Origin of the sequence: Polaromonas sp. C04, from assembly GCF_002002705.1 — a bacterium.
GTDB lineage: Bacteria > Pseudomonadota > Gammaproteobacteria > Burkholderiales > Burkholderiaceae_C > Rhodoferax_A.
Map to the genome: position 1 here is coordinate 76,412 of NZ_MUNS01000032.1, position 7,250 is coordinate 83,661.

General features: G+C 62.0%; 7 protein-coding genes and 1 pseudogene. 5 read left to right on the forward strand and 3 right to left on the reverse strand.

What is annotated here, in order from left to right:
• The first annotated feature begins 280 nt into the window (after positions 1 to 280).
• From B0E49_RS12635 to B0E49_RS12640, 3 genes and pseudogenes are all read left to right on the forward strand, one after another.
• Positions 281 to 1,471, forward strand: a complete 1,191-nt coding sequence (locus B0E49_RS12635; protein WP_077562554.1) for a DUF362 domain-containing protein — start codon at positions 281 to 283, stop codon at positions 1,469 to 1,471.
• Positions 1,472 to 1,739: 268 nt separating this feature from the next.
• Complete coding sequence (locus tag B0E49_RS21030; RefSeq protein ID WP_353647354.1) at positions 1,740 to 1,931, forward strand: SDR family NAD(P)-dependent oxidoreductase; 192 nt, start codon at positions 1,740 to 1,742, stop codon at positions 1,929 to 1,931.
• 1 nt (position 1,932) lies between these two features.
• Positions 1,933 to 2,460: pseudogene (locus B0E49_RS12640) on the forward strand (SDR family oxidoreductase); the annotation flags it as partial.
• Between the two features lie 375 nt (positions 2,461 to 2,835).
• Here the strand turns inward: B0E49_RS12640 and B0E49_RS12645 are convergent.
• The 3 genes from B0E49_RS12645 to B0E49_RS12655 are packed head-to-tail and all read right to left on the reverse strand — an operon-like array spanning position 2,836 to position 5,142.
• Positions 2,836 to 3,627 (reverse strand): alpha/beta hydrolase, encoded by a 792-nt coding sequence (locus B0E49_RS12645; protein ID WP_077562555.1) that lies wholly within the window; start codon positions 3,625 to 3,627, stop codon positions 2,836 to 2,838.
• Between the two features lie 32 nt (positions 3,628 to 3,659).
• The gene (msrA, locus tag B0E49_RS12650) at positions 3,660 to 4,199 is read right to left on the reverse strand and encodes a peptide-methionine (S)-S-oxide reductase MsrA (RefSeq protein ID WP_077562556.1); all 540 of its coding nucleotides are present in this window, start codon (positions 4,197 to 4,199) and stop codon (positions 3,660 to 3,662) included.
• A gap of 40 nt (positions 4,200 to 4,239) precedes the next feature.
• Entirely contained in the window at positions 4,240 to 5,142 is a 903-nt protein-coding gene (locus B0E49_RS12655) for a LysR family transcriptional regulator (RefSeq protein ID WP_077562566.1), read from the reverse strand.
• A gap of 157 nt (positions 5,143 to 5,299) precedes the next feature.
• On the opposite strand from B0E49_RS12655, the gene B0E49_RS12660 reads away from it, so the two are divergent.
• Entirely contained in the window at positions 5,300 to 6,496 is a 1,197-nt protein-coding gene (locus tag B0E49_RS12660) for an acyl-CoA dehydrogenase (RefSeq protein ID WP_077562557.1), read from the forward strand.
• 81 nt (positions 6,497 to 6,577) lie between these two features.
• On the forward strand, positions 6,578 to 7,243 hold the full coding sequence (locus B0E49_RS12665) for a protein-L-isoaspartate O-methyltransferase family protein (protein ID WP_077562558.1): 666 nt from the start codon (positions 6,578 to 6,580) through the stop codon (positions 7,241 to 7,243).
• Positions 7,244 to 7,250 lie beyond the last annotated feature (7 nt).

Genomic DNA, 7,250 nt, shown 5'->3' on the forward strand with positions numbered 1-7,250 from the left:
TATCTTTTATGGAATGATATTTGCATAGTTCTCGGTAGATTAATCACTAGGGAGCAGTTATGAGGCCAATTGTCGTCAGACTGAGTCTCGCTGTGTTGCTTGCAACCCGTGGCAGCGGCAACAACTTCAGAACGACGCTTGCTCCTTTCGCGACTACGAAAAGACCGACATCCTTCCCTGATAGGGCACCTCTTGTTTCCGTGCTATGCAACGAAATGGTGACGTTCAAGTGTCTGCGAACCGACATATCAAAGTACGCAGGTAGTCGGGTGCTTGCGCTATGAACGGCCAACATCAAACCCACGCCCATATTGCCGTTGCAAGAAACGACGACCATACCCGGACCTCCGTTCGGGGCGCCTTTCGGGATTTACTCGATAGGATGGATCCTCCTTTGCCGGCGATGATTCGCACCGGAGATCATGTTCTGGTAAAGCCGTTCCTGCGCTACGGTGGCGGCAATCCAGAGAGTCGGATGATCTCCCACCCCGAAGTGATAGCGATGGCGATCGAGGCCGTCAGGGACTGCGGCGCGATGGTTACTCTCGGTGACGAAGCGTCAACGAGAATGCGCAGCGAGAATCATCTGTCCGATGAACGGTGGATCTACGGCATCGCAGAATCATCAGGGGCAAATTTGGTCAGCTTCGCCAAGGCCGGTGCAAGACGCGTCCGCGGTGGAATGGTTTATCCCCGCACGTATCTGATCTCACGCGCGGTGCTGGATGTCGACAAAGTGGTTAACTGTGCCAATTTTCAGCCTCATGGCCCACTGGTGTTGAGCGGCGCCGTTAAGAACATGTTCAGTGCCGTTGTCGGACGGTGCCAGCAGCATTTGCACAATCTCTTTCCGCGTCCAGAAGATATAGCCCGCGTGATTGTGGATGTATGTACAACGGTGAAGCCGACCGTCTCGTTTCTCGATCTCACTACAGTTCGAGACCCCACTGACACTACTACATGCCATCCGGTGGCCCTGCTTTTAGCCGGCACAGACCCAGTGGCGCTGGATGCAATCGCGGCGCGTGCTGCTGGCTTTGAGGGCGCCGACGCGCCCACTATCCGACTCGGGCAACAAATGGGATTGGGCTGCGCGGACACGAGTCAGATCACAGTCGCCGGGATGGACTGGCAAACGATGCAAGCAGTGCAGGTGAAGGCAATGCCATCCGTAGGCATAGCAACTGAGGGGTTCTATTGCAGGACTACGCGCTTCATCAATAACGTAGCGCTGCGCCCCAGACCGGAAATCAACCAAAAAACCTGCTCCGGCTGCGGCGACTGCCGGAAGATATGCCCGGTAGAGGCCATTCACCTGGGACCCGATGGAATGCTTCGCATAAGTCTGTGGAAATGCGCCCATTGTCATTTATGCATCAGGGCGTGCGAGTCGAATGCAGTTTCCCTGCAATTCGGGGGCGTTACAAAAGCAATCCGTCGACTGATGAACAAGCCTCTGACTGTTTCATAGGCATACCACGGGGCTACTTTAGCGCCGAACCGCAATAACTAATAATTCCATGACTCTGATTCAGAAATTTTGGAACAGCGCAAAGATCGGTACCCAAATTCGCTTGGGGCCCTTCGCCATCTACCTGCGGCTTGCGCGCAGCGTGCGGGTTTCCACCAACCATCAACGCGGACCGTTGCTCAACGGATCGGCCTCAATATCGTCAAGTGCTTCGCTCCCCGAAACTGTAGGAGGTTCGGATATGCATGCGATGCACCCTGATAAGTCCATGGTATCCCCACTCCAATCAGGGGTTGCCCTCATTGTCGGTACAGGGCCTGGCCTCGGGAGTGCACTGGCGCGCCGGTTTGCGCAAGCCGGTATGGCAGTCGCCGTTGCCGCCCGCAATGCGGAAAAGCTCGATGGACTAATCAAGGAGATTAACGCTTTGGGGGGGGGCGGGTCGACGCTACGGTTGTGACGCAACAGACGATGGATCTGTTAAATCGATGCTTAATCGTCTGATCGAAGAGATGGGTGTTCCCGATCTTGTGGTGTACAACGTGGAGCACTTCATTCCCGGCACCATTTTGGACATCGAAACACCGGCATTCGAGGAGTGCTGGCGGGCGATGGCCTTGGGCGGGTTCATAGTCGGGCGTGAGGTCGCGCGGCTCATGCTGCCACGGGGGTCAGGCACCATTATTTATACCGGTGCCACCGGTGCAATGCGCGGCCGCGCTGAATATATCAACATGGCAGTTGGCAAGTTTGGGGTGCGGGCGCTGGCCCAGAGCATGGCACGCGATCTAGGACCTCGAGGCATCCATGTCGCTCACGTTATTCTCGACGGTGGCATCCTTTCCACGCGCTCCGGCGATGCAGCAAGGGATCGACTGTCGTCAATGTTCCCTGAACATATCGCGGAAACCTATTATCAGTTGCACCTTCAGCATCGCAGCACGTGGACACAGGAGATAGACCTGCGCCCATGGGTGGAAAAATTCTAGCCCTGCTAGTGCAGTGCGCCACTCTGTTCTGTACTTATCCCGTTACCCCACCAGCGCGGCTGTGGCCCGCGGATCTGCGCGAAAAGCCGCGCGACTCCGCTCAATTCAAACGTTAGGAAGCGCCACAGGCCCCATTGCGAGTGGCTGGTTTGGAGTGGGCAGATCCTAAAGCTGTACAGCCGCTAACAGTCTCTTGCTGACTTCACGTCGAGACTTATCGCGGTCCACGCAGTGACTCTCTGGCTCCCCCTGGGGTTAATGATTTTCTCGTTAGCTTCTGATTTTTCTCATTTTCAACTGATTGTTCGCACCAGGGAAAACGAATGGCGGCGTTGCTCTTCGGGCCGATGCTGCCGGTTCAGGCATGCGCTGCGGTTACGGCGTCGTGATCCAGCTGGCGATGCGGGCCACAACGTCGGCGTCCTGACCGTTGAAGCCGTGGTGCGCCATGGCCTCGCAGGGGTCGCCCTGGTCTACGCCGCCCGTCACGCCAATGGCCTCCTTGCGCGGGGCGGCACTGAACTTGTCCATCAGACGCGGCACATCGCCGTAGGGGCATAGGCGGCACCCGTCCTGCACGTGATGCACCACCAGCACCGGCACGGCGACGCGATCGAGCGGCATCTCAGGCACCGGGCGACCATGCGGATCCCGGAGGATGGTGGAGGTGAGCACCAGGCCGTCCGGGCCACCGTCGCTGCGGCCGAGCTGCGTCGCCACCCAGGCGGCCGACTGGGTGCCCCGGCTGGTGCCCACCAGCCACACCGGCACCGGCGACTGCTGCCGCAGCCACGCCATGACGGCGCGCAGGTCGGCCACATGTTCCGGGGTCTGCCGAAAGCCGCCGAGGAAGGGCGCCGACTGCCGGTCCGAGGGCGCATCGACCACCGCCACCGCCAGCCCTTGCTGCACAAACAGCTGACGTGCGCGCACCAGGAAATTGCCCTCCCCCCATTTGAAGCTGCCATTGGGATAAATCTGCAGGCCGCCATGCCCGCCTGCGAGCAACACCACCGCGGCGCGCGGCTGCGGCGGCGCCAGGTACACGAAGCGCTGCGTCACGCCGGGGCGGGTCGGAATGTCCACGACCTGTGGAGCCACCTGCGCAAACACCGCCGCGGCCGCGAAGCACAGCAGCCCCAGCAGCCAAGTCCTGATACGAAGCATTGCCAACCCTTTCAACAGGGAGCGCGAGCCGCTTACGTCTTCACCCGATCCGCAAAGGTCTTGCGGAATTTCGCTACCTTCGGGCCGGCCACGGCCACGCAGTAACCCTGGTTCGGGTGCTTCTCGTAGAAGTCCTGGTGGTAGTCCTCGGCAGGCCAGTAGTTGGCCAGCGGCAGCACCTCGGTGACGATGGGCGCGTCAAACAGCTTGTCCTGGCTCATCTGGCGGATCATGTCGTCGGCCACCTGCTTTTGCTCGGGGGTCGAGTAGTAGATGCCGCTGCGGTATTGCGTGCCCGTATCGTTGCCCTGCCGGTTCAGGGTGGTCGCGTCGTGCACCACGAAAAAGATCTCCAGTATCTCGCGCACGCTGATCTCGGCCGGGTCGTATGTGAGCTTGACCACTTCGGCGTGCCCGGTGTCGCCGCTGCAGACCTGCTCGTAGCTGGGGTTTTGGGTGTGCCCGTTGCTGTAGCCGCTCTCCACATCGGTGACGCCACGCACGCGCACGTACACGGCCTCGGTGCACCAGAAGCAGCCGCCCGCCAGGGTGATGGTTTGCAAATCGTTCATGTCGGTATTCCTTGATAGTTGAGTCTTCTGACTCGTGGCATCAGCGCGCGTTCCCGCGCGGCGGGTTGGACGCCGCGCGCACCGCACTGACAAAGGCCGCCAGCGCCGGATTGTCGCGGCTGGTTTTCCACAGGCAATGCGTATCGTACGGCGTGGTGGCCTGCTGCAGCGGCACAAACGCGGCGCCGGCCATGGCCGACTGCTGCAAGGCCGCCGGCACCAGCGCCACGCCCATGCCCTGCGAGACCAGCGACACCACGCTGAGCCAATGCCGCAGTTCGTAGCGTATCTCCGGGTAAAACCCGGCCTCGGTGCAGATGGCCATGATCCGCTCATGGTAGTCGGGCGACACCGTGCGTGACACCACGGCAAAAGGCTCGCCCTGCAATTGGGGGAGCGACAGCGTGCGCTTGCGCGCCAGCGCGTGGCCGGCGGGCAGGCAGCAGACAAAGGCCTGGCGGGCCACCAGGATTTCGCTCAACTCGGGCGGCACGCGCGTGGTGTGCACAAAGCCCAGATCGAGCCGGTCCTGTGCCAGTTCCATCAGTTGCTCGCTCGAGCTCAGCTCCTTGAGCATCAGCCGCAGCAGGGGATGGCGGGCCTGAAAGCGCTCCAGTATCTTCGGCAGGCCGCTGTACAGCATGGTGCCGGCAAAGCCGATGGCCAGGCTCCCCGCCATGCCCTGCCCCACATCGCGGGCATGGCTGGCCGCCTGCGCCGCCTGCTCCAGCAGCGCGCGCGCCGCCGGCACGAAGGCCTGGCCGGCGGCGGTGAGTGCGACCTGCTTGCTGTTGCGGGTGAACAGCCGCGCGCCGACCGACGCCTCCAGTTGCTGGATATTCAGCGACAGCGGCGGCTGCGAAATCGACAGGCGCCGCGCCGCGCGGCCGAAGTGCAGCTCTTCGGCCAGAACGAGGAAATAGCGCAGGTGCCGGAACTCCATGAATACGAATAATATATCGTCGAATCGATAATAGGTATTGGACAGATATTGGTCGCCGTTGAACAATAAGCGGGCGACGTGGCCGGGCACAACGCCTGCCAAGGCCACCGGCATCACAGCCCCTTCACTTTGCCCCTCACCTCAAAGGACACATGACATGAAAGCCAAATTCAACTGGGAAGACCCGTTTTTGCTGTCGGAGCAGCTCAGCGACGACGAGCGCGCCATTGTGGAGGCCGCCCACGCCTTCTGCCAGGAAAAGCTCCAGCCGCGCGTGCTGATGGCGGCGCGCCATGAAAAGTTCGACCGCGAAATCATGAACGAATTCGGCGCCATGGGCTTCCTGGGCTCCACCATCGAAGGCTACGGCTGCGCCGGGCTCAATTACGTGAGCTATGGCCTGGTGGCGCGCGAGGTCGAGCGCGTGGACAGCGGCTACCGCAGCGCGATGAGCGTGCAAAGCTCGCTGGTGATGCACCCGATCAACGAGTACGGTTCCGAAGCCCAGCGCCAGAAGTATTTACCCAAACTCGCCACCGGCGAATGGGTCGGCTGCTTCGGCCTGACCGAGCCGAACCACGGCTCCGACCCGGCCAGCATGCTGACACGCGCCAAGCCCGTGGACGGCGGCTACATCGTCAAGGGCGCCAAGATGTGGATCACCAATGCGCCGATTGCCGATGTGTTCGTGGTCTGGGCCAAGCTGGCCGATCCTGACGGCAAGGTCGGCGGCCAGGAAAGCATCCGCGGCTTTGTGCTGGAAAAAGGCATGAAGGGCCTCACCGCCCCGAAGATCGAAGGCAAGATGAGCCTGCGCGCCTCCATCACCGGCGAGATCGTGATGGACGACGTGTTCGTGCCGGCCGAGAATCTGCTGCCCAACGTGAGCGGCCTCAAGGGCCCGTTCGGCTGCCTGAACAAGGCGCGCTACGGCATCGCCTGGGGCGCTCTGGGTGCCGCCGAGGACTGCTGGCACCGCGCACGCCAGTACACGATGGACCGCGTGCAGTTTGGCCGCCCGCTTGCCGCAAACCAGTTGATCCAGAAGAAGCTGGCCGACATGCAGACCGAGATCGCGCTGGGCCTGCAAGGCTGCCTGCGCGTGGGCCGGCTGATGGACGAGGGCAAGGCCGTGCCCGAGATGATCAGCCTGATCAAACGCAACTCCTGCGGCAAGTCGCTCGACATTGCCCGCCTGGCGCGCGACATGCACGGCGGCAACGGCATCCATGACGAATACCACGTGATCCGCCACATGATCAACCTGGAGACGGTCAACACCTACGAGGGCACGCACGACGTGCACGCGCTGATCCTGGGCCGGGCCCAGACCGGTCTGCAGGCGTTTTACTGATCGGGATGCCGGCGCATCGGGCCGGCCCTCTAAAATCGGAGGTTTGTGCTGACCCCCGGAGAAACCGCGATGACGACCCCGATGAATTTTGAGCAGGCCCGTTTCAACATGATCGAGCAGCAAATCCGCCCCTGGGAAGTGCTCGACAGCCATGTGCTGCAGCTGCTGTCGGTCGTCAAGCGCGAAGACTTCGTGCCGCTGGCGCACAAGGCGCTGGCCTTTGTCGACATGCAAATCCCGCTGCCGCCGCAGACACACCCGAGCCAGTGCATGCTCGAGCCCAAGGTGGAGGCGCGCATCCTGCAGGAAGTAGCCGTGCAAAGGCATGAGACGGTGCTGGAAATCGGCGCAGGCTCGGGCTACATGGCGGCGCTGCTGGCGCACCGCGCGCAGCGCGTGGTGTCGCTGGAGATCAATCCGGAACTGGCGCGAACCGCCCGCGGCAACCTGCAACGGGCCGGCATCTACAACGCCGAAGTGCGCGAGGCCGACGGCGCCCAGGGCATCCTGGCCGAGGCGCCGTTCGACATGATCGTGCTCAGCGGCTCGGTCGCCCAGGTGCCGCAGGCCCTGCTCGCGCAGCTCAAGGTGGGCGGGCGGCTGGCGGCCATCGTCGGCGACGACCCCGTGATGCGCGCCACCATTGTCACGCGCGTGGGCGACGACGACTGGCGCACCGTGCAGCCGTGGGACACACTGGCGCCGCGCCTGATGAATTTCCCCGAACCTTCCCCGTTCGTTTTCTGAGCCCGCC